19 protein-coding genes are annotated in these 22,468 nt (G+C 46.7%); 11 read left to right on the forward strand and 8 right to left on the reverse strand.

Annotated features, from left to right (window positions below; all coding sequences use genetic code 11):
* Positions 1-28 precede the first annotated feature (28 nt).
* From mnmC to lon, 4 genes are all read right to left on the reverse strand, one after another.
* Positions 29-1,924 (reverse strand): bifunctional tRNA (5-methylaminomethyl-2-thiouridine)(34)-methyltransferase MnmC2/FAD-dependent 5-carboxymethylaminomethyl-2-thiouridine(34) oxidoreductase MnmC1, encoded by a 1,896-nt coding sequence (mnmC, locus tag DYD54_RS04800; RefSeq protein ID WP_063513960.1) that lies wholly within the window; start codon positions 1,922-1,924, stop codon positions 29-31.
* Positions 1,917-2,222: a YciI family protein gene (locus DYD54_RS04805; protein WP_036362343.1), complete on the reverse strand. Its 306-nt coding sequence runs from the start codon at positions 2,220-2,222 to the stop codon at positions 1,917-1,919. The genes mnmC and DYD54_RS04805 overlap by 8 nt, the downstream gene beginning before the upstream one ends.
* Positions 2,223-2,261: 39 nt before the next feature.
* Positions 2,262-2,885 carry an inner membrane-spanning protein YciB gene (locus tag DYD54_RS04810; protein ID WP_063513961.1) on the reverse strand — a complete coding sequence of 208 codons (624 nt, stop codon included), beginning with the start codon at positions 2,883-2,885 and terminating at the stop codon, positions 2,262-2,264.
* Between the two features lie 143 nt (positions 2,886-3,028).
* Positions 3,029-5,458 (reverse strand): endopeptidase La, encoded by a 2,430-nt coding sequence (gene lon / locus DYD54_RS04815; RefSeq protein WP_063513962.1) that lies wholly within the window; start codon positions 5,456-5,458, stop codon positions 3,029-3,031.
* 272 nt (positions 5,459-5,730) lie between these two features.
* Between lon and DYD54_RS04820 the strand changes: the two genes are divergently transcribed.
* Positions 5,731-7,056 carry a Na+/H+ antiporter family protein gene (locus DYD54_RS04820; protein WP_063513963.1) on the forward strand — a complete coding sequence of 442 codons (1,326 nt, stop codon included), beginning with the start codon at positions 5,731-5,733 and terminating at the stop codon, positions 7,054-7,056.
* A gap of 50 nt (positions 7,057-7,106) precedes the next feature.
* Here DYD54_RS04820 and DYD54_RS04825 read toward each other — a convergent pair whose 3' ends face one another.
* Genes DYD54_RS04825 through DYD54_RS11755 form a run of 3 tightly spaced genes read right to left on the reverse strand, consistent with a single transcriptional unit; the run spans position 7,107 to position 10,130 of the window.
* Positions 7,107-8,549, reverse strand: coding sequence for a M16 family metallopeptidase (locus DYD54_RS04825; RefSeq protein ID WP_063513964.1), 1,443 nt, complete (start codon positions 8,547-8,549; stop codon positions 7,107-7,109).
* A gap of 15 nt (positions 8,550-8,564) precedes the next feature.
* Entirely contained in the window at positions 8,565-9,962 is a 1,398-nt protein-coding gene (locus tag DYD54_RS04830) for a M16 family metallopeptidase (RefSeq protein WP_063513965.1), read from the reverse strand.
* A 36-nt stretch (positions 9,963-9,998) separates the two neighbouring features.
* Positions 9,999-10,130 carry a hypothetical protein gene (locus DYD54_RS11755; protein WP_256594029.1) on the reverse strand — a complete coding sequence of 44 codons (132 nt, stop codon included), beginning with the start codon at positions 10,128-10,130 and terminating at the stop codon, positions 9,999-10,001.
* Between the two features lie 239 nt (positions 10,131-10,369).
* Between DYD54_RS11755 and DYD54_RS04835 the strand changes: the two genes are divergently transcribed.
* From DYD54_RS04835 to DYD54_RS04865, 7 genes are all read left to right on the forward strand, one after another.
* Positions 10,370-10,585, forward strand: coding sequence for a hypothetical protein (locus tag DYD54_RS04835; protein ID WP_063513966.1), 216 nt, complete (start codon positions 10,370-10,372; stop codon positions 10,583-10,585).
* A gap of 54 nt (positions 10,586-10,639) precedes the next feature.
* A complete protein-coding gene (ftsY, locus tag DYD54_RS04840; protein WP_036362363.1) occupies positions 10,640-11,575 on the forward strand; it encodes a signal recognition particle-docking protein FtsY in 936 nt (311 codons plus the stop codon).
* A 53-nt stretch (positions 11,576-11,628) separates the two neighbouring features.
* A complete protein-coding gene (locus DYD54_RS04845) occupies positions 11,629-12,171 on the forward strand; it encodes a methylated-DNA--[protein]-cysteine S-methyltransferase (protein ID WP_063513967.1) in 543 nt (180 codons plus the stop codon).
* Between the two features lie 141 nt (positions 12,172-12,312).
* Positions 12,313-13,338 carry a quinone-dependent dihydroorotate dehydrogenase gene (locus DYD54_RS04850; protein ID WP_063513968.1) on the forward strand — a complete coding sequence of 342 codons (1,026 nt, stop codon included), beginning with the start codon at positions 12,313-12,315 and terminating at the stop codon, positions 13,336-13,338.
* A complete protein-coding gene (locus DYD54_RS04855; protein ID WP_063513969.1) occupies positions 13,338-13,868 on the forward strand; it encodes a CvpA family protein in 531 nt (176 codons plus the stop codon). Before DYD54_RS04850 ends, DYD54_RS04855 begins: the two co-directional genes overlap by 1 nt.
* A 16-nt stretch (positions 13,869-13,884) precedes the next feature.
* Positions 13,885-15,405, forward strand: a complete 1,521-nt coding sequence (purF, locus tag DYD54_RS04860) for an amidophosphoribosyltransferase (protein ID WP_063513970.1) — start codon at positions 13,885-13,887, stop codon at positions 15,403-15,405.
* Positions 15,406-15,570: 165 nt separating this feature from the next.
* On the forward strand, positions 15,571-16,875 hold the full coding sequence (locus DYD54_RS04865) for a lytic murein transglycosylase (protein ID WP_407662074.1): 1,305 nt from the start codon (positions 15,571-15,573) through the stop codon (positions 16,873-16,875).
* A gap of 65 nt (positions 16,876-16,940) precedes the next feature.
* Here DYD54_RS04865 and DYD54_RS04870 read toward each other — a convergent pair whose 3' ends face one another.
* Entirely contained in the window at positions 16,941-17,861 is a 921-nt protein-coding gene (locus DYD54_RS04870) for a transaldolase (protein ID WP_063513972.1), read from the reverse strand.
* Between the two features lie 223 nt (positions 17,862-18,084).
* Here DYD54_RS04870 and pheA point away from each other — a divergent pair, with 223 nt between their 5' ends.
* The 3 genes from pheA to rarD all read left to right on the forward strand — a co-directional run bounded on the left by pheA (position 18,085) and on the right by rarD (position 22,463).
* Positions 18,085-19,194 (forward strand): prephenate dehydratase, encoded by a 1,110-nt coding sequence (gene pheA, locus DYD54_RS04875; RefSeq protein WP_063513973.1) that lies wholly within the window; start codon positions 18,085-18,087, stop codon positions 19,192-19,194.
* Positions 19,195-19,263: 69 nt separating this feature from the next.
* On the forward strand, positions 19,264-21,576 hold the full coding sequence (locus DYD54_RS04880; RefSeq protein WP_063513974.1) for a bifunctional prephenate dehydrogenase/3-phosphoshikimate 1-carboxyvinyltransferase: 2,313 nt from the start codon (positions 19,264-19,266) through the stop codon (positions 21,574-21,576).
* Positions 21,576-22,463, forward strand: coding sequence for an EamA family transporter RarD (gene rarD, locus DYD54_RS04885; RefSeq protein ID WP_063513975.1), 888 nt, complete (start codon positions 21,576-21,578; stop codon positions 22,461-22,463). The genes DYD54_RS04880 and rarD overlap by 1 nt, the downstream gene beginning before the upstream one ends.
* The last annotated feature ends 5 nt before the right edge of the window (positions 22,464-22,468 follow it).

A 22,468-nucleotide genomic window follows, 5' to 3' on the forward strand; every position in this document is an offset into this window, starting at 1 on the left:
CTGGCCGTTTTTTTTTGTATTTGACGAATTATTCATTGTCCGATAAAGGGGTTTGAAGTCGTGGACGATTTGGGCTGATTTTATTCAGCAGGATTTCACTGATGGGCAGAACTTCATCACAGATCATGCCTGCGATCATCTCGCCGCATAGTGGCGCAAAGGTAAAACCCTTTGATCCCATGCCATACATCGCATAGATGTTACCTTCAACCTGTCCGATGATGGGGTGGTAGTCAGGTGTTTGCGCGCGAATACTGGCACGCCCAGATAGGCGATCAGGTGATAGATTTAGATGCTTAGAAATCGTTGGCAGTCCTTGGGAGAATTTATCAATATTAAATTGGTGTTCTTCATTATTAACGTCCGTGTCTGTACAATTACGCACAAAGCTGGCGCCCATCAAGAAATAATTCTCATCATCATTGAATTTGGCACAGTAGCCATCGTATTTGATCGGCTGATTTGGCAGCTTGGAGTTAGTATCATCATCAATGGCTAGCCATGAGACTTGACCGCGAATTTTACGTGGGTTAAACAGCTTATCGTGCAGTAGATGGCTCTCATAACCTGATGCGATGATGACGCCATCGGCAGAATGAGTATTGTCGCCTGCGTTCAATATCACACCACTATCGGCATCAGCTATCTTTGTGATTATTTCTTGTTTAAATGAGATGAGCGGATGGGATAGGATGGCTGTAGCAAGGTTCTTGGGGTGGATGAGACCTGCCTTTGGCACGAGGGTGTGGATGTTCTGATTTGGATAGACTGATGTGATCTCATGGATGAGTTCATCAGGATAAGGGCTGATCAGCGCTTGTAGTTTGTCCGTGCTTTTTTGGGTGGGTAATAAAAAATCCATCACGCCCGACTGCACGAAGACATCGCCATGTTTATTTAATGCTTGATAAAACCGCTCGGCATATAAGAATGAAACGGTGGATAGATGATCCTTTGCGTGTTCGATGAGTGACAGCTTGGGGGCGAACAGCGCTCTGGGATTTGCCGATGCACCTGTTGGTGGTGTGTTCTTATCAAAAATAGTCACCTGAATACCGCGTCTGGCAAGTGCCAAAGCAGCACACAGCCCTGATACACCTGCGCCAATGATGGCGATGTGATTGGGAATTTGCTTAGGTTTATCGTCTTGACAGGATAATCTGCCTGTCAGCATTTCGCGCTTACGACCAAATCCTTGGCGCTTAGTCATCTCAAAGCCGGCAGCTTGCAGCCCACGTCTGACAAAGCCTGCCGCGGTGAATGTCGCGAGCGTCGCACCTGAATTAGACAGCTGACTGATGGCGCTAAACAGCTCATCTGACCATAGGTCACTATTCTTGCTGGGAGCAAAGCCATCTAAGAACCACGCATCAACCATCAAGGTAGGCTTATTCTGTACACATCGAGATTGAATTAAGTGATCAAAGCTCTCTTGGGCATCACCTAGCCACAGATCAAGAGTAATGTCATCTTGAATGTGAATGCGATGACAGCCTGGCAGGAGTAGCGGGTATTGATGGATGAACCGATCAATGAAGTGTTGAATTTGTTTATCATCTTGCCATGCTGAAAGAGCGGTGCGTAGATCATCTTGGCTTAGGGGGAACTTTTCGGTACTAATGAAATGCAGTCTGGCACTGGCATTTAGTTGTTGATTTTGTTTTAAGGTTGTCCAGAATTTGCACAATGCCAAGAAGTTTAGCCCTGTGCCAAATCCGGTCTCGGCGACGACAAAGGTCTGTCTGTCGCCAAGGTTGGCCAGTCTATCGGTAAGGTCATTGCCTTCGATGAATACATAATGACTTTCGTGTATTCCACCTGCATGCGAAAAATACACGTCATCAAATGCGTGCGAGACTGGCACGGTGTTGCCCAGATGGTCGGTTTGCCATGTGATGTCGGCAACACTCAGCGTGTTAGTCATTGCTGTCTTTGGGTAGTGCTTGGATGAAAGGCTTAACATCGACGTGGCTGTAAACGCCACTGTGTAGGTATGGTTCATCGCCCGCCCATGTGCGCGCTTGTTCGATGTCGTCAAAATGCGCGATGATCAGGCTGCCACTCATGGCGGGTTCGCCGTGATTGATGGGTGTAGGACCTGCGATAACGAGGCGGTTCTGAGCGTGCAGGGCGGTCAGTCGCTCTAAGTGAGCAGGGCGAATCTCGGCACGCTTGGCGGTGCTGTCGGCGACGTCATGACCGATGATGGCGAATAATGGCATGGTGTATTCCTTGTGTGATGGATATTGTGATAAAAGTTATTATTTAGTAGGTGTTTCTTCAAGTTTAAAATGCTTACGCAGCACGACAAACATGCCCACCATAAAGCTCATCATGACAATAATATCACCAAAAGCGGTAAATTCACCCCAGTATTCGCCGTTCATGAATACAAAGGCAAAAAAGGCGTGTAGGCTTGCCATAAGCGTGAATAGCCCAACCCATGCCCAGTTCAATTTCATCCAGCCCTGAACGGTTAAATTTAATACAGGGTCTAGCAGCTTACGAATGATTGGCTGGCGTGCTTTATTAAATAATGGCGAGATGGCAAGACCTAGAGCGAAGGCAAGATTAATCAATATCGCCTTTAAGCGGATGTAATAATCATCACTGAGCGCAAGGGTTAGTCCGCCAAAGACAACAGTCATCAGCAGAACGAACCATTGTTGTTTTTCTAGGCGGAATTTTTGACTAAAAAACAAATAACCATAAATGATAGTCGTCCCAAGTATGAGCCCAAGTGTACCTACCAAGATGTGATTATTATCCACACCGCCAGACAGCCCAAAGATTGACAACAGGGGGTGGTTGGCGTCTGTCTTATCCGTGTTCTTATAAAGAATATAAAAGATGATGAGCGGTAGGAAGTCGAGTAGGGATTTCATGAGTTTGGCTGTTTTATTTAAACGTCATATTTTACATGGTTTTGGCCGAAAAATCAGCCTTTAGTTGCTGGTTTCGCCGTAATTAAACCATCGAATCTAAAATAACAAATAAGCCCAAATCAATTAGGCTTATTTATCGTTCATTAGCTTCTTAGTGTCTTATCGTTCGCATCAACGACCACACTCGGCTTTAAAGGCATGAGCGGGGCGACTAGGGCTGCTTTTAGGACTTCGTCAATGGTCTCAACCGCTTGAATGGTCAAGCCTTCTTTGACGTTGTCAGGAATGTCAGCAAGGTCAGGTTCGTTGGACTTGGGGATAAGCACGTGATTGATACCGCCACGATGTGCGGCAAGCAGTTTTTCTTTTAGACCGCCAATTTTAAGCACCTTACCACGCAAGGTAACCTCGCCCGTCATGGCGATGTCGGCACGAATGGCAATGCCTGTAAAGGCGGACACCAAAGCGGTGGTCAGAGCAATACCTGCGGACGGACCGTCTTTGGGTGTGGCACCTTCGGGCATATGCACATGAATGTCGGTGTCTTTGAATTTGTCATAGCTGATGCCAAAGCGTTCGCCCCCAGCTCGCACCACGCTCATGGCGGCACGGATAGACTCTTTCATGACATCACCAAGCGACCCTGTAAAGACAAGCTCGCCCTTGCCTTGCATGGTGGCGGTCTCAATGGTCAGTAGCTCACCACCCACCGAAGTCCACGCAAGTCCTGTAATCCGCCCGATTTCAGGTTCTTTTTCGGCAAGTCCAAAGTCAAAGGGTTTAACGCCTAGGTAGTCAGCGATGTTATCGTCCGTTACCGATAACGGCTCAATTTTCGTGCCCTTTTTGGGTTTAATGCCATAAGTCTCAACTTGTGAACGCACCGCTTTACGGCTGATTTTGTTAATCTCACGCTCCAAGTTTCGCACGCCTGCTTCACGAGTGTAATGGCGGATAATGCTAAGAATGGCATCATCGGTAATGTCTAGCTCATCTTTGCCAAGTCCGTTTTGTTCTAGGGCTTTGGGAGTGAGATAGTTGTGAGCGATGTTCATTTTTTCGTCTTCGGTGTACCCAGGCAGACGAATGACTTCCATGCGGTCAAGCAAGGCTGGCGGTATGTTCATGCTGTTGGCAGTACAGATAAACATGACCTCGGACAAATCCAAATCTAAGTCAAGATAATGGTCATTAAAGCTGTTGTTTTGCGATGGGTCAAGCACTTCTAGTAAGGCAGACGCAGGGTCGCCACGATAATCCTGTGCCATTTTGTCGATTTCATCGAGCAAAAACAGCGGATTTTTGACTTCTACTTTTGCCAAAGACTGCACGATTTTGCCGGGCATGGCTCCGATATAGGTGCGTCTATGCCCACGAATCTCAGCTTCATCACGCACACCGCCCAACGCCATACGCACAAACTTACGCCCTGTGGCACGAGCGATACTCTCGCCTAAGGACGTTTTACCAACCCCTGGGGGACCTACTAGGCACAGGATAGGGCCTCGCAGTTTTTTGACACGAGATTGCACCGCTAGGTACTCAACAATGCGGTCTTTGACATCGTCTAGCCCATAGTGGTCTTTGTCAAGGGTTTCTTTGGCTTTATTTAGGTCAATTGATACCTTGCTTGCTTTTTTCCATGGGGTGTCAAGTATCCACTCCACATAGCCACGCACCACAGACGCCTCCGATGAGCTTGGGGGCATTTGCTTTAACTTTTTAAATTCGGTTTCTGCTTTTTTACGGACATCATCAGGTAGGTCGGCTTCTTTTAGGCGTTTTTCAAGTTCGCCGTCTTCTTCGTCGGCGCCATCATTTAGGTCAGAAAGCTCATTTTTGATGGCTTTCATTTTTTCGTTCAAGAAGTACTCGCGCTGATTATTTTCCATCTGTTTGCGTACAGTGTCTTGAAGCTCGTGCTCTAAGGTGCGCTCTGCTTTATTACTGGTGAAATATTCAGTCAGCGCGGTGTAGTACGCCATCATATCATCGCGCTCTAGGATATTTTGTTTGTCTTCGAGCTTCATGGAGATACGTGTGGCGATAAAATAAATCAGCTCAAGCAAATCATCAATGCGACTGGCAACACGAATAATCTCACGCGCATTAAGCAATGAGGTCTCAGCATAATCGGCAAAGAAATCAAGCAATACAGCACGATGCGCATCGCTCTCGTCATCACTCATCGGGCTCTTAACAGGCGCTTCATGGAAGCGAGCGATGAGTGTATCGGCATCAATGTCGTCGATTTTGGCGCGGTATAGACCTTCAATGAGAACTTTTAGGCAGCCATCATCATTGTCGTGTGGCATGGTGCTAATCACACGGCAAACTGTGCCGTACTCGTACAAGTTATCAATGTCGATCTCTTCGCTCAGAGAGTCTTTTTGAGAGACGACAAAAATCTTCTCGCCGTATTCATCTTGGGCGGTCTTAATGGCGGCCAGTGACTGCTCACGACCGACGAACAGGGCGATCTGCATGTGCGGATAGACCACGACATCGCGCACCGCCAATAATGGCAAAGTATTTTCGTTTTCGTTGTCAAAAGTTAGGACTTCATCAGTCATGAAGTTCTCCTTAATATCGTTAGTTATCGTGCTTTGGTTTATGGTGGCAATATTTTAAAAATGCAAGTAAGTTGGTTAATTTTTACTAAAATGAAATCAAAAACTTCTCAGATTTATTGAGTCATCATGAGTGATATTTTTGCTATTTTGTTAGTTTTTGTAATTTGTCTAGACCAATATAATTGATAATTTATTGATTTTTATTATTTTTTAATTAATTTAAAAAATCAAAAATCCGCTATAATTAATGACTTTTTTATTAGGAGTTAATCATGAATGCAGTATTGATTGCTGTTATTGTCATGGTCGGTCTGTCATTGGCACGCGTGCATGTCGTGCTAAGCTTAATCATCGGCGCGCTCGTTGGTGGTTTGATGGCAGGGCTTGGCGTGGCAGACAGCTTAAACGCCTTCCAAGAAGGTATCAAAAATGGCGCGCAAATCGCGCTTTCCTATGCGATCTTAGGTGCGTTTGCGATGGCAATCGCTCATTCAGGCGCGCCAAAGTTGCTTGCGGACAGTCTGACCGCACGCCTAAATGGTGCTGGCGCAACTGGTGCGGTGAAATGGGCGTTATTTGGGATTATCTTTGTGATGGCGGTGTTTAGTCAGAACTTGATTCCTATTCACATTGCTTTTATTCCGCTGATTGTGCCGCCGCTGCTGTTACTATTTAATCGCTTGCAGGTGGACAGGCGATTGGTGGCGTGTATTATCACCTTTGGTCTGGTGAACACTTATATGTTCATCCCTTATGGTTTTGGTGATATCTTCTTGAACCAAATTATCCTAAAAAATGTCGGCGATGCAGGCATGGATACCACAGGCGTATCGATCATGCAGATCATGATGATTCCTGCTTTAGGTATGCTACTGGGTCTGCTGACGGCCATCTTTATTAGCTATCGTAAGCCAAGAGTTTATAAAAACATCCAAGTTCAAACCAGTCAAGAGCCTGATAACACAGCATCTGATAAGCCAAGCACCTACCGTGCGGTGGTGGCGCTGATTGCCATTGTGATCGCGTTCGTGGCGCATCTATATACAGACTCGCTGTTGATTGGTTCGATGGCAGGCTTTGCGGTGTTCATGGCATCTGGTGTGGTCAAATGGCGTGAAGCGGATGGCGTGTTTAATGACGGCATCAAGATGATGGCGATGATTGGCTTTATCATGATTAGCGCGCAAGGCTTCGCCGAAGTGATGAAGGCGACAGGGCAGATCGATGCATTGGTGGCAGGTGCGATGGACATCTTTGGCGGTAATAAAGGTGTGGCAGCGCTGGTGATGCTGATCATTGGTCTTGTTGTGACTTTGGGGATTGGCTCGTCATTCTCTACTGTGCCGATTCTGGCGGCAATTTATGTGCCATTATGTATGGCGATGGGATTTAGCATGCCTGCGACTGTGGCGCTGATTACGACAGCTGGCGTGCTTGGCGATGCTGGTTCTCCTGCTTCGGATTCAACACTTGGTCCGACCATGGGTCTTAACATCGATGGGCAGCACGACCACATCAAAGACACGGTTATCCCGACTTTCGTGCATTATAATATTCCGCTGATCATTTTTGGCTGGATTGCGGCGATGGTATTGTGATACCTTATATTTATAATAAAAAGCGGATGTCATCATCCGCTTTTTTGTTTTTATTCTTTGAATAAATGAGATAAATCAGGCTTATCTTGACCCACTGTTACGATGATAAAATCATCGGGCTTGATGGTGCTTTTAAGCGCTTGATTGGCGTCGTCTAATTCTGTGCTTTGGATGTGTTTGATTTCATCGGTTGCATAGCTGTCAGGGAGATTATGCAAGTTTAGCGTCGTTGCCATGCTATGAATGGCGGCATTACTGGCAAAGCTCATTGGATAGCGATGGGTTTGTTGGTTTTTTATCAGATTTAGCTCATCTTCGCGGATGCCTTGGCTGATCGTGTCATTAACTACTTGTAGGGTGTCATTGATGGCATTGATAGCTTGATTGCTGGCGGTTGAGAAGCTGATTTGATAACTGCCGGCATTCTTAAGCGATGTGCTTCGACCGTAGATGCCGTAGGTGTAGCCGCGTTTTTCACGAATCTCATCCATCAGACGCGCATTGAAGCTACCGCCTGCTAGGGCATTATTTGCCAGATCAAACTGCGTTTTTTGGATGAATTCTTGCTCATTGGTGGCGAATTTTGGGGCGAGATGTCCGATGATGATGCTCGTCTGGGTGCTGTCATGCGGCACGTGTATGTGAGCTTTGGTCGGATTAGTCGGTGTGGCTATCGCGCTAGATGCTGTGCCATTTGGTAGGCTGCTTGCGATGTCGTTGGCGATCTGGCGTGCACGTTCCTGGCTAAGATTGCCAGTGATGGTGATGGTGGCATTTTGACGTACCAAGAACTTATCCATGTAGGTGTTTAGGTCATTACGAGTCAGCTGGTCCACGGATTCGATGTCGCCTGTGGTAAGCGTGCCATAGGGATGGTCTTTGAATAGCGCTTGGGTATAAGTACGGTTCGCGATGTAGTTTGGGTTTTGTTCATTTTGTCTAAGGGTGTTTTTTAGGGTTTCTTTATTGCGAGCCAATACCGATTCATCAAAGGCAGGCTCTGTCAGCATCTGCTTCATCAGATCAAGGGCGCCATTGAGTGTCTCTTCGTCGGACAGGCTGCGCAGCGATACGCCAAAGCTGTCCTTACCAGCCCCTGCATCTAGCTGTATGCCTAGACTGTCTCTTTTTAATAAGAAGGCTTCTTCATCGAGAGTTTTTGTACCTTTGGTTAGGAGTGTGGCGGTCATGTTGGCGATGCCTTGTGCGTCTGGGCGAATCTTGCCATCATGAGCTGACCCTGCACGAAATTCGACGCTGATATCCACCATCGGTAAGCCGTCTAATTTTGTAAAAATAACAGGTACATTCCCAGCAGCCTGGAATCGCTCAAAGTTCGGTAGATGAAATTCTGCCTGCTTGATATTTTCTAAGCTATCAAGTTTGGGCAAAGGCTGACTAAAATCAATGGGTGTCGTAGCTGCATGATCGCTTGCGTGGGCAAGACTAGTCATGCTAAGTAATATACCAAGAGTCAAGTATTTGATTTTCATTGTTTTTATCCTTTTTTATTGAGTGGATTGATCGTCCGAATCGTTGTCTTTAGGCAGTATGTATAATGTCGTTAGGTTGTCTTTGGTGAGATAATGCTTGGCGACTTCTTGCACCTTTGCGGGGTGAATTTGCTTTAGGTCTTCGGGTAGTCTGTCATAACTGTCCACAGGCAGACCCATGTTGGCAAGCCCCCCGATGATCTGCGCCTGAGCGGTAATGCTGTCTTGGGCGAAAGTCAGCTCAGACAGTAACGATGTGGTGATGCGCGTCATCTGCTGGTCGGTAATCGGTGTGTTCTTGGCGGCATCAATCACATCTAAGATCGCTTGTTCTGCTGTCTGTAGATCGACACCTTGTCTAGGTACAGCCTGAATAAAAAACAGACCATCGCCACGATCAAAGGCATCATAAGAAGCATAAATCTGGCTAAATAGCTGCTTTTCGCGCACCAACACACGCTCAAAATAACTCGACATGTCGCCATCTAGCGCATACTGGAATAAAGACAGGGCGTGTGCTGTTTGTTTATCGCTGGTGGTGATGGATGGCACATTATACGCCATCATGAGTGAGGGTAATTTTACTGCTTGCTCAGTGGTTGCATGGCGATAACCTTGATGGGTGGGCTGCGTGGGCATGACGCGCTCTGGGATGTTGATGGCTTTTTTGTCACCAAAATATTTTTTGGCGGTGTTGATGACTTCATCATAATCGACATCGCCGACGACCACGAGCGTGGCATTATTCGGTGCATAATAGGTGTCGTACCACGCCTGTAGATCTGCCGTGCTAAGATTCTCGATGTCTGCCATGCTACCGATGACGGGGCGGAATTTTGGGCTGTCTGGCTGACTTAGCGCGATAAATTCTTCATAAGCCTTAGATAGAGGGTTATCCTCAGTGCGTTGGCGACGTTCTTCTTTGATGACCTCTTTTTCGGTGGCGACTTCGCTGTCTTTTAGGTGTAGATCCTGCATACGAAATGATTCTATCTGCATGGCGAGCGGATAATAGCTGGCAGGAAATAATTCGTAATAAGCCGTGTGCGTATCTGAGGTGAAGGCGTTATTTTGACCGCCAAACTCTGAGATGAGGCGGTTAAATTCCGTGCGTTTAAGGTGTGCATTATCTTTGAACATCATGTGTTCTAAGAAATGCGACATACCGCCTTTGCCGATGGGCTCATCATTTGAGCCGACTTTATACCACAGCTGTGTCATGGCGATTGGTGCGCGAGTGTCTTTTTTGATGACAATGTGCAGTCCGTTATCTAGGGTGGCTTCGTAATAGTTGGTTTGTTTGACTGGGGTAGTTTGTGAGGCTAATGCGGTGTCGCTTGGTAAGCTTTGGCAGGCGGTGAGCGATAATGCACCCACAATCATCGCCATGCTAAGTTTGGTTCTTAAAAACATGATACAACCTTATTGTGTTAAATAAAAATGGAAGAGTTAAATTCCTGCGCCAGCACCGACACTGACCGTGGGTTTGATGCCGCTATCTTGAAGGGTCTGGCAGGCGCTAAGCTGAGTTAAGCCAATTGCGATAAGAGCGATGGCGATGATTTTGTATAATGATGTCATGGGATGTCCTTGCTAAGTTGGTTGAAATTGCTAAATTTGACCTTATTAAGGATTAAGGTGCAAAAATAGCATTAAAAGCCATCATAAGTCAAATAAATGAGAATAGTTAGCAGAAATATTCCTTGTGTGGCGTGATTTGATTGGTGTGATGCTCGGCGTGTGATGCATTTAATTGTGTGATAGACTGATCGTCAAAATACCGACAAGACTATGATATAATACAAAAAGAGGTGGTCATCATGAATGACATAACAAAAAATATACCCAAGAATCAAACAGTAATGCCAAGCGATGATGAACAGATGCTTGATGAGATTAAGTATGAGGATGATAATTTTGTTCCATTATCAAGCCCGCCAGATTTGACGGATGATGATGAAGATTCTCGTCTTAAGGTTATCAATGAGAGCAATACCAAAAAAGAAATCGTCGTGCCTGTGATGCCATTGGTTTGATGTTGTTTGAGGTTAAGAAAATAGAAAATTTAGTTTGTTGAATGTGAGTGAATAATGAGCGAAAATCAAGGCTGGTTTAGCCGAATGAAACAAGGACTGTCTAAGTCTAGCAAAAACCTAACCGAAGGGCTGATGAATGTTCTGGTTGGGGGCAAGGAGATTGATGACGAGCTGCTGGAGGAAGTCGAGGATCAGCTCTTGGTGGCGGATATTGGTGTTGATGCCACGAATCGCATCATCAAGAGCTTAACCGAGCAGACGGCGCGTGGCGATTTGATCTATTCGCATTCATTATATAAAGCCCTAAAAAAAGAGCTGGTCGAGATTCTAGAGCCTAAAGTTCATCCTCTACAGATCGACACGTCAAAAAAACCATTCGTCATTCTCATGGTAGGCGTTAATGGTGTGGGCAAGACGACCACCATTGGCAAGCTCGCCAAGCGACTACAGGGCGAGGGTAAGTCGGTGATGCTCGCAGCGGGGGACACTTTCCGCGCTGCTGCAACCGAGCAGCTGCAGATCTGGGGCGAGCGTAATGGCATTCCTGTGGTTGCCCAAGGACATGGTGCTGACAGTGCTTCGGTCATCTTTGATGCCATGCAGTCAGCGCGCGCCAAAGGCATTGATGTGCTGATCGCAGATACAGCAGGACGCCTGCAGAATAAGATACATCTGATGAACGAACTAGAGAAAGTCGTACGCGTCATGAAGAAGGCAGATGAGACGGCGCCGCATGAGACGATGATCGTTCTAGATGCTGGCACAGGTCAAAACGCCATCAACCAAGTTCAGATATTTGGTGAGGCGACGCCATTGTCAGGCATTACCATCACTAAGCTAGACGGCACCGCCAAAGGGGGTGTGGTCTTTAACGTTGCTCAGAATACCGATGTGCCGATTCGCTATATTGGCGTGGGCGAGCGCATTGATGATTTGCAGGCATTTGATCCTAATGATTTTGTCGATGCGCTGTTTGATGAAGAGCAATAACAATCTACGAACCGCCCACCATTTAGGGCAGTTTCTTATGGATGGAATTTAGCATGGTTTATCTGACTTATGGACCACCATTTGATTTGCCGATGATGGTATTGTGCGTGCATGAGGGTAGGCTGTGCTCACTGCATTGGCAAAATGAACCTACTCAGGCGCGATTTAACTTGAGTGCTGAGCCAGTTCATCTGACTTTGCAGGACTTGAATTTCGATGGTGCAGATCATGTACTGGCTCATGAGGTGACAAGGCAGCTTGACGAATACTTTGCGGGCAAAAGACGAGCGTTCGATGTGCCGCTTGATTTGTCTTGTGGCACGCCTTTTCAGCAGCAGGTGTGGCAAGCACTTTGCAGCATTCCTTATAACGAGACCATCAGCTACAAAACTTTGGCGACGATGATTGACAAGCCCACTGCCTATCGTGCTTGCGCCAACGCCAATGGTAAAAATCCCATCAGTCTCATCGTTCCGTGTCACCGTGTGATCGCAGCCGATGGCAGTATTGGTGGCTATACCGGCGGCATTGGGATTAAAGAAGTTCTGCTTGGTGTCGAAAAAGGTGAATTAAATTATGATAAATCATCAAGTTGATGCTCATAGCAACGCCAGAGAATTAAAATACGAACTGATGACAAAAATACTGGCAAAAGCTATCTTAGGTCATGTATCTGTGTTATAATTAAACGATTTTTTTCAATTTTTTATCTTCTTAGGCTTTTTGGGGTTATTTTCATGTCATATGCGTTACTTCGTCCGTTCTTGTTTAATATGGATCCAGAGCACGCGCATGAATTCACCTTGAACATGCTTGAAAAAGCCAATAATGCTGGATTGCTGGGCTTTGGCTATGCCAAGCAGGCCTTGCCAACCACTTGCATGGGGGTTAATCTGCTTAATCCTGTGGGCTTGGCGGCCGGCTTAGATAAGAACGGCTCACACATCGATGCGCTCAGCGAGCTAGGATTTGGATTCTTGGAGATTGGCACGGTAACGCCGCGCGCGCAGTCAGGTAACGATAAGCCAAGACTGTTTCGCATTCCGCAGGCGGGCGCGATCATTAACCGCATGGGATTTAATAATGAAGGCGTGGATCAGATGATCCAAAACATCGAACGCGCCAAATACCAAGGCGTGCTTGGCATTAATATCGGTAAGAATGCCGTTACCCCTGTTGAGAAGGCGCTTGATGATTATGTGTACTGCCTAGAGCGTGTCTATCCTTATGCCAGCTACATTACGATCAATATCTCAAGTCCTAACACTAAGAATCTGCGCAGCCTACAAGGCGGAGACGCGCTGTCAGCACTACTAGATGGCATAAAAAACTGCCACAGCAGACTGGCGAATGACTATGGTTTTTATGTGCCGCTTGCCCTAAAGATCGCACCAGATTTGGATGAGTCTCAAGTCGATGAGATTGCACGCACGGTGATTGAGTTTGACATTGATGGTCTGATCGCTACCAATACGACACTATCTCGCGTGGGTGTGGAAGATTATCCACATGCTGATGAGATGGGCGGTCTGTCAGGTCGTCCTGTGAGCCACAGCAGCACGCAGATTTTATCGCAATTCCATGATCGCTTAGCGGGCAGGGTGGATCTGATCGGTGTGGGCGGTATTGATGAAGGTGAGCTTGCGGTCAAGAAACTAAAAGCAGGCGCCAAAGCCGTACAGATATTTTCGGGTATGATTTATAAGGGTCCTGCGCTCGTGACAGATTGCGTTCAGGCTATCGCAGGTTACCAAGACGGCTAATGACAGCACTTACCGAATCTCTAACGCTCATCGATGTTTTTATCGCCTTTATGGTGCTGATGGGTTTGTGGCGTGGCTTTACCGCTGGTTTTGCCAAGACAGCAGCGTCTTTGGTGGCGTGGCTGTCAGCACTTATCATCGCCTCACGCATCGCAAAGGAAGTGTCGCCATTTTTGGCGGGATTTATCGAAAATCCTGTGCTGCAGATCGCGGCTGCTTTTTTGTTGGTTGCGCTTGGTGTGGTTGCTGTGGTGCATCTTTTGACATCCATCATCACAGGCGCATTAAAGACCCTAAAGTTGGGCTTTGTGGATCGTCTGCTTGGTGGTGTATTGGGTGCGGCGACAGGCATTCTAAAAGTGCTCATCATTCTAAGTATCGCATCACCGCTATTGATACATCTGCCCAACTGGCAACAATCAATCTTAGCTCAAAATCTCTTACCACTTGCTCCGATCGCCATGGAGCTATTACAAGAAGCGCTGGGCGGTGCATGGCAACAAATCCAAAATCCCTACCAATCATCTTAATCAATTGGAGTAAATTATGTGTGGCGTAATCGGCGTTGTGGCGCATGAACCAGTAAATCAGATGCTGTATGATGGCTTAACCATGCTGCAGCATCGTGGACAAGATGCGGCAGGGATTGTCACCTTAAAAGACGATCGTCTATACCTACGTAAAGACAATGGCATGGTGCGCGATGTCTTTTTGAATCAGCACATGGTGCGCTTGGTGGGTAATTTTGGTATTGGCCATGTGCGCTACCCAACGGCAGGCACATCAAGTACGGCAGAGGCTCAGCCGTTGTATGTAAACTCGCCTTATGGCATTGCGCTGGCGCATAATGGCAACCTAACCAACGCTGATAAGCTTGCCAAAGAGATCTATGAGGGTGATCATCGTCATCTAAATACCGATTCGGATTCGGAAATTCTTTTGAATGTTTTTGCCAATGAACTCCAAAAATCTACGAAGCCGAACCTTGAGCCTGATGATATTTTCCATGCACTAAAAGCGGTCTATCAGCGCTGTGAAGGTGCGTACGGTGTGGTTGCCATCATCGCAGGTCATGGTCTGCTTGCGTTCCGTGATCCGAATGGCATTCGTCCTCTGGTCTATGGTCGTCGCCTGACAGGTCAGGGGGTGGAGTATGTTGTGGCATCGGAATCGGTCGCGATTCAGGCGCTTGGCTTCGAAGTGGTTCGCGATGTGGCGCCAGGCGAAGCGATCTTTATTGACTTACATCACAACCTACACACCAAGCAATGTACTGAAGACGTTAAACACACACCTTGTATCTTTGAGTATGTTTACTTTGCACGCCCTGATTCGATCATTGATAACATCTCAGTGCACAAGGCGCGCATGCGTATGGGTGAGAAGCTTGCCCAAAAAATCATCCGCGAGTGGGGCGAGGATCACGGCATCGATGTCGTCATCCCTATTCCTGATACGTCTCGTAATTCAGCGCTTGAGCTTGCTATGCATCTGAATGTCAAATATCGTGAGGGCTTTACCAAGAACCGTTATATCGGCCGTACATTCATCATGCCAGGGCAAGGTCAGCGTAAAAAATCTGTCCGTCAGAAGCTAAATGCCGTACCACTTGAATTTAAAAATAAAAACGTTCTACTGGTGGATGATTCTATCGTGCGTGGCACAACTTGTCATGAAATCATTCAAATGGCGCGTGATGCGGGTGCAAAAAATGTATTCTTCGCCTCTGCTGCACCAGAAGTGAAATTCCCGAACGTCTATGGTATTGACATGCCATCTCGTCATGAGTTGATCTCATCAGGCCGCACAGTGGAGGAGGTTTGCGAGATCATCGGTGCGGATCGCCTAATTTTCCAAGATTTGAATGATCTGATCGAAGCGGTAAATAATACCAAGTACAGCCGTGTTGATGAGTTTGACTGTTCTGTTTTTGATGGTAATTATGTTGCAGGTGGTATTGATGAAAAATACCTAAATGACCTGCAAGCCAAGCGTAATGACGCCGCCAAAAAGACCGTAACCGTCGTGGATACGCCTGTGGACATGACCGGCATCACTGGTGTGTAAGATTAGTGCTAAAAATAAGTCGCCGTGTGGCGGCTTATTTTTTTATGGGTTATAAGTACCAAATAACGAAACGTAACTTAAAATTATTCGACTTTTGGGTAATTTTACGTTAAAGTGTTGGCGCATTTATTAATTAGTTGTGAAGATTTTATGAAGCATATCAATGTGAAACCGGCCCTTGCTCTAACTGTGCTGTCTGCAGCAGTATTAACCGCATGTAATAACACAGCGCCAGTTAAGCAGCCACCCATCAAAATCGTACATGGCACCAGCATGCCACAGCCTGCACCGATGCCCAAGCCTGTGGTGATACCACCGCCACAGCCTGCACCGCAAGTTCAAATGCCAACGGCGCGTTATTATGCTAATTTTGATGAATGGAAACGCGATTTTATCAATCGCACCATCGCCCAAGGCTATGAGGCGGGCTCAGTTCATCGCCTGATGAGCGGCGCAAGCTTGAATCAAAGAGTAATTGATCTTGATCGTTCTCAGGCTGAATTTACCAAGATGCCTTGGGAATATGTCAATGGCGCAGCATCGTCGAATCGCGTCAATCAAGGACGCGCTAAAATCAGCCAGTATCCAACCACTTTCAATAACGCCCAAAACAACTACGGTGTTCCAAAAGAGATCGTCGCAGCGATCTGGGGCATGGAGTCTTCATTTGGTGCAGGCATGGGCAGCATGGATCTGGTCAGCGCCTTATCGACCTTGGCTTATGATGGACGTCGCCGCCAGTTTGCAGAAGATCAGTTGATCGCCATGTTAAAAATGATCAACCGCGGTGATGCATCTATTAGTCAGCTAAAAGGTTCGTGGGCAGGCGGTATGGGTCACACACAATTCATCCCAAGCACTTGGATGAATGAAGGTATTGATGGTAATAATGACGGTCAAATCAGCCCGTGGAGTATTGGCGATTCACTAAACTCTACTGCAAGCTACCTAAAAAATGCCGGCTGGATCGTGGGTCTGATGCCGTATTATGAAGTAAGATTGCCTGCTAATTTTGATTATCATTTACTTGAAAACAAACAAAGCCTTGACGCATGGCGACAGCTGGGTCTGACTTCAGCAAGCGGTGAATATTTTGGCGGTCAATATCTGTCAGAGTTGTGGCTGCCCGCAGGTAAAAATGGACCCGCGCTACTACTAACGCCGAACTTCGATGTCATCAAAGTCTATAATAATTCATCAAGCTACGCATTAGGGGTTTCATTACTGGCGAAACGCATTGGCGGTGGCAGTGGGCTGGTGGCATCATGGCCAACTTATGAAGAGCCGCTGTCTCGCACCCAAATCCAAATCCTACAAAGAAACCTAACCGCTCAAGGCTTTGATACTGGCGGTGTTGATGGTGTGGCAGGCTCTAATACGCGCCGAGCTTTTGCCAAATGGCAGTCAGCCAACGGACAAGTTCCTGATGGGTTCATCAGCCAGAACACCGCGCGTAATTTGATCTGGTAAATTAAGCCTATCAATCACTCATAAGAAAAACCATGCTATTTAGCATGGTTTTTCTTTGGTATAAATTAAGCTTGGCTTAGATGATTTGCTAAGGTTTCGCGTGCTTGGATAAATCCGTCAATGCCTTTGATCAATAAGGCATTCAAAGGTTCGTTGTCTTGGATGGTGCGAAATTTTGCTTCGGTCATTGGTGTGGGCTTTGGCAGGATGTCACCTTGATAATCAAGTGCCTTAGGAACAAGAAGGCTGCTATTAGCCAGTTCATCAAGCAGTGCAGGCGAGATGGTGAGTAGGTCGCAGCCTGCCAAGGCGATCAGCTGATGAATGTTCCTAAAGCTTGCACCCATCACCTCGGTACGATAGCCATGTTTCTTGTAGAATTCGTAGATACTTTTGACCGAATTAACACCCATGTCGTCTTCAATGGCGACGTCACTAATACCTTCTTGAGCCTTTTGAAAGTCGGTAATGCGACCCACAAAAGGCGAGATGAGTGTGACATCGGCATCTGCACAAGCGCGTGCCTGAGCTTCAGTGAACAGCAGGGTAAGGTTGCAAGCGATGCCTTGTTTTTCTAGGATTTCGGCGGCTTTGATGCCTTCCCAAGTCGCGGCTATCTTGATTAGGATTTTGGATTTATCAACGCCCAATTCTTCATATAATTTAATAAATTCTAAAGCTTTATCGACAGTGCCTTGGGTGTCAAAGGACAGTCTGGCATCCACTTCGGTGGACACACGGCCTTCAACCAGTTCACTGATTTTTTTGCCGAGGGCGACCGTCAGATGATCGATGGCGACATCGACATCTTGCCCTTTGACTTGGTCGATAAGGTCGTCATGCTCGCCACTTAATAGGGCGGCGGTGATTAGGCTTGGGTTGATCGTGGCGTCCTGTGGTCTTAGTCGAGCGATGGCGGACAGATCCCCAGTATCTGCAACGATGGTGGTGTGTTTGGCAAGCTCGGTTAGGCTATTTTGGGTCATAAGTTTTCCTAAATAATCATCAGATAATAGCGTGAAATTAGCATATTTTTGGTGATTTTACCAGTGATTTACTGAAGTTTCATGACAATATCATAAAATTGACAGCCCAAATAAAAATTTTATAAAAATTATCAAAAAAAGTGCGCACAAGTCGGTAACAATTGTTCAAAATCATGGTATTATTAACGGTATTTTAGTTATTTAAGCATAAAGGGTTAAATGTATGAGCGATAATCAAGCGACGAACCTAGACACCAACCAAATCAGCGATTTGCGTGGTAAGATTGACAGCATTGATGAACAAATTCAACGACTTATCAACGAGCGAGCAGGCATCGCCCAACAGGTCGCCATTGCCAAAAAGAACCATGAAGATCACCCCATTTTTTATCGCCCTGAACGTGAAGCCCAAGTGCTAAAAGCGGTCATGGCTCGCAACACAGGCCCGCTATCGGGCGAGAAAATGGCACGCCTATTTCGTGAGATTATGTCGGTGTGTTTGGAGCTTGAAGCTCCGCAAAAGGTCGCTTTTTTGGGACCTGTTGGTACGTTTACCCACGCCGCTGCCCTAAAACATTTTGGCAAGGCAGCGACAACCGTACCGCTTGCCACGATTACCGATGTGTTTCGTGAAGTGGAGGCAGGCTCTGCCATGTATGGCGTGGTGCCTGTGGAGAACTCGTCCGAGGGCGTGGTCAATCATACGCTCGACGCATTTTTGGGGTCAAGCCTGAAAATTATCGGCGAGGTGGAACTCCCTATTCATCATAATTTTTTGGTGGCAGAACACACCAAAGTGGACAGCCTAAGTCGCATTTATAGCCATCAGCAGTCGCTTGCCCAGTGCCGTCACTGGCTTGATGTCAATTTCCCCAACGTAGAGCGTGTGGCGGTATCAAGCAATGGAGAGGCGGCAAAACGCCTACAAAACGAATGGCATTCGGCAGCCATTGCAGGCGATGTGGCAGTGGCAGAATACGGCTTGCACAAATTATACGAAAATATTGAGGACAACCCCAACAACACCACTCGTTTTCTTATCATCGGGCATGAAGCGGTCGCCCCAAGCGGTCAGGACAAAACGTCTATAGTCGTGTCAAGCCCAGACCGTGCAGGGGCGTTGATTGAGCTACTAGAACCCCTAAAAAAACATGGCGTATCCATGACCAGCATTGAAACCCGTCCCGAGCGTCCGAACAAATGGGCGTATGTGTTCTTTATTGACATGACAGGGCATATCGCTGATGACAACGTTAAAAGCGCCATTGAAGATATTGCCAAAATCGCCAAAGACGTGCGAGTATTGGGGTCATATCCAAAGGCGGTCTTGTAATCGCCGAATCATCAATCAGGCTTGATGGAGATTGAGCCTGATAAATTGTAACTTATGAATGAATAAAAAATGATTATGTTCCAAAAAGTCGCCATCATCGGGCTAGGGCTGATTGGTGCGAGCATCATCAGTGCCATGCGCGATAGAGGGTTGTGCCATCATGTCATCGCTGCCGATCATAATCTTGGTGGGCTGGATTTTGCCAAGCGTATCGGTCTGATTGATGAGATCGGGGCGAGTGTGGCAGATGTGTGCCGTGATGATGTTGATTTGTATATCATTGCAGCACCAACCAAGGCAACCACGCAGATCATCAATGAGCTTGCTCATGCTAAGATGGCTGGGCTGATCGCTGATGATGCCATCATCACGGATGTGGCAAGCACGAAAGGTAGTATCTACAAAGCAGTATTGGAAGCCTGTGAGAATGTGGGTCAGCCAACGGATTTTTTGAGCCTTGTGTTGTCGCATCCCATCGCAGGCGCGGAGAATTCAGGCGTCACTGCGCGTAACGCCAAATTATTCGTTGGACGACAGTTCATTATCTGTGATGATAATCCACCCACCGCCCAGAACTGCTTTATCCAAAAAATCAAAGCTCTGTGGGAAGCGATCGGGGCGAATGTCATCATCATGACCAGCCAAAGACACGATGAGATCTTGGCTTATACGAGCCACCTACCACATTTATTATCCTTTAATCTGACCCATCAGCTTGCCAGCCACGATGATAATTTGGACATCTTTAGGTATGCAGCGGGCGGCTTTAAGGATTTTAGCCGTATTTCGGCAAGTAGTCCTATCATGTGGCATGATATTTTTATGGATAATAAGGATGCCTTGCTAAAGTCACTTGATGATTACGAAAAAAACTTGCAGGATTTTCGCAAACTGATCGAGCAGGGCGATTCTGAAACATTGATAGCATGGTTGACCACTGCTCGCCATGCACGCCGTCACTTTGGTCACATGCTTGCCCAAAGTCAAATCGGCCAAGCAGGTCAAAACAAACATAACGATTCAACCATACAGGAAAATGACATGACAAGCCAGTCTTATCACATTCGCCCAAGTCGCCATATCAACGGAATAATCACGGTTGCCGGCGATAAATCCATCTCTCACCGTTCTATCATGCTGGGTTCATTGGCGGATGGGGTGACTCATGTCAGTGGATTCTTAGAGGGTGAAGATGCTTTGGCGACCTTACAAGCCTTTAAGGATATGGGTGTAAAAATCGAGCGAGATGGTGATAAAGTTACCATCCATGGTGTCGGTGTGGACGGCCTAAGTGCGCCGCAAGATGCCTTATACATGGGGAATTCTGGCACAAGTATGCGCCTGCTTGCAGGGATTCTGTCTGCACAGGCTTTTGATAGTGTGATGACAGGTGATGTCAGCCTATCAAAACGTCCGATGGAGCGTGTGGCGACACCCCTAAGAAGCATGGGTGCAGCGGTTCAGACCACGGGCGAAAAAGGCACTGCACCAATCTCTATTACTGGTGGTCAAAAGCTGTCTGCCATTGATTATACGCTACCTGTGGCATCTGCTCAGATTAAGTCTTGTCTAATCTTGGCCAGCCTATGGGCAAATGGTACGACCACCATTACAGAGCCAGAAGTCAGTCGTGACCATACAGAGCGCATGCTGAAAGCTTTTGGTTATCCAATCAAAAAAGATGGTAATTCAATTTCCATCACAGGCGGTGGCCGTCTGACAGCGACAGATATTGTCGTGCCTGCTGACATCTCTAGCGCTGCATTCTTTATGGTGCTTGGCGCAATTGGCGGTGGCAATGGTTTAACGATTCGCAAGGTAGGCATGAACCCAACGCGTACGGGCGTAATCGATATTCTACGCCTAATGGGTGCTGATATCACCGTGTCTAATGAGACTGTGGTTGGCGGTGAGCCGATCGCTGATATCACGGTTAAACCATCTGAACTAAAAGGCATTGATATCCCTGAATATCTGGTGCCACTTGCGATTGATGAATTTCCTGTGTTGTTCGTCGCTGCCAGCTGCGCGATCGGTACGACTAAGTTAACAGGAGCTAAAGAACTCCGAGTTAAAGAATCTGATCGCATTCAGGTCATGGCTGATGGTCTAAGCGCTCTAGGTATTGACTGCACCGTACTGGATGATGGCATCATCATACAAGGTAAGGGTGAGCCGATGACTGGTGGCGAGCGCAATACAGTCTTTGGCGGTGGCGAGATCCAAAGTCATCACGATCATCGTATCGCCATGAGTTTTGCGGTGGCAAGCGTACGCGCATCGGACGATATTATCATCCAAGGAACAGAAACAGTAGCGACAAGTTTCCCGAATTTTGCTGAACTTGCCAATGAAGTGGGTTTAAACATCGCGGTTAGCTAATGGCAAATACAGGCATTCAAGCCACCCCAAAAGGGCTAATGACGGCTCTTTTGGCGTTTTTGATGTGGGGTAATTTCCCCTTTTATTTTAAGCTGTTAGACGGCTATCATGCCGTTGAAGTCATCGTGCATCGGGTGGTATGGACGTTCGCGGTGCTAAGCCTTGTCATTATCATTGGTAAGCGAACAGCTTGGCTTAGCCAAATCCGCCAAAATCCCAAATGGCTCGGCTTGACCTTTGTGTCGGCTCTCTTGATTGGCACAAACTGGTTGACCTATGTGTGGGCGGTGGCAAATGATAGGGTGCTTGAAGCGAGCCTTGGTTATTTTATCAACCCCCTAATGGGCGTGAGCTTATCGTTGGTTATTTTTAAAGAACGATTAAGACCATTACAAAAAATCGCTGTCGCCCTTGCTGTGCTTGCCGTTGGCATTCAGGTGGTGCTGTTTGGCGGTGTGCCGTGGGTAAGCTTACTGCTTGCGTTGTCCTTTGCCTTTTATGGGGTGTTGCAACGCCAAACGCCTTTTAATGCCATTGACGGCTTATTTATTGAGACGGCTTTATTATTGCCTTTATGTCTGATTTGGCTTGTTAGTGCAAGTGTTGTCAGCTCCAATGTGGCATTTTGGCTATCAAGCAGTGTTTGGCTGCTTGCTTTGGCAGGTCCAATTACGCTAATTCCACTGTTATTGTATAATCAATCAACAAAACTCGTGAGTTTTAACACCTTGTCATTTTTGGGTTATTTAACACCCAGTATTGTCTTTATCATTGCGGTGTTTTATTATCATGAGCCGATTGATGTCAAGCGCTTGGCTATCTTTGGTTTGATCTGGCTTGGGCTGTTGATATTTAGCGTGGACATGGTTAGATATAGAAAATCTTAAATTAA

It is taken from the genome of Moraxella ovis (genome assembly GCF_900453105.1).
GTDB classification, from domain to species: domain Bacteria; phylum Pseudomonadota; class Gammaproteobacteria; order Pseudomonadales; family Moraxellaceae; genus Moraxella; species Moraxella ovis.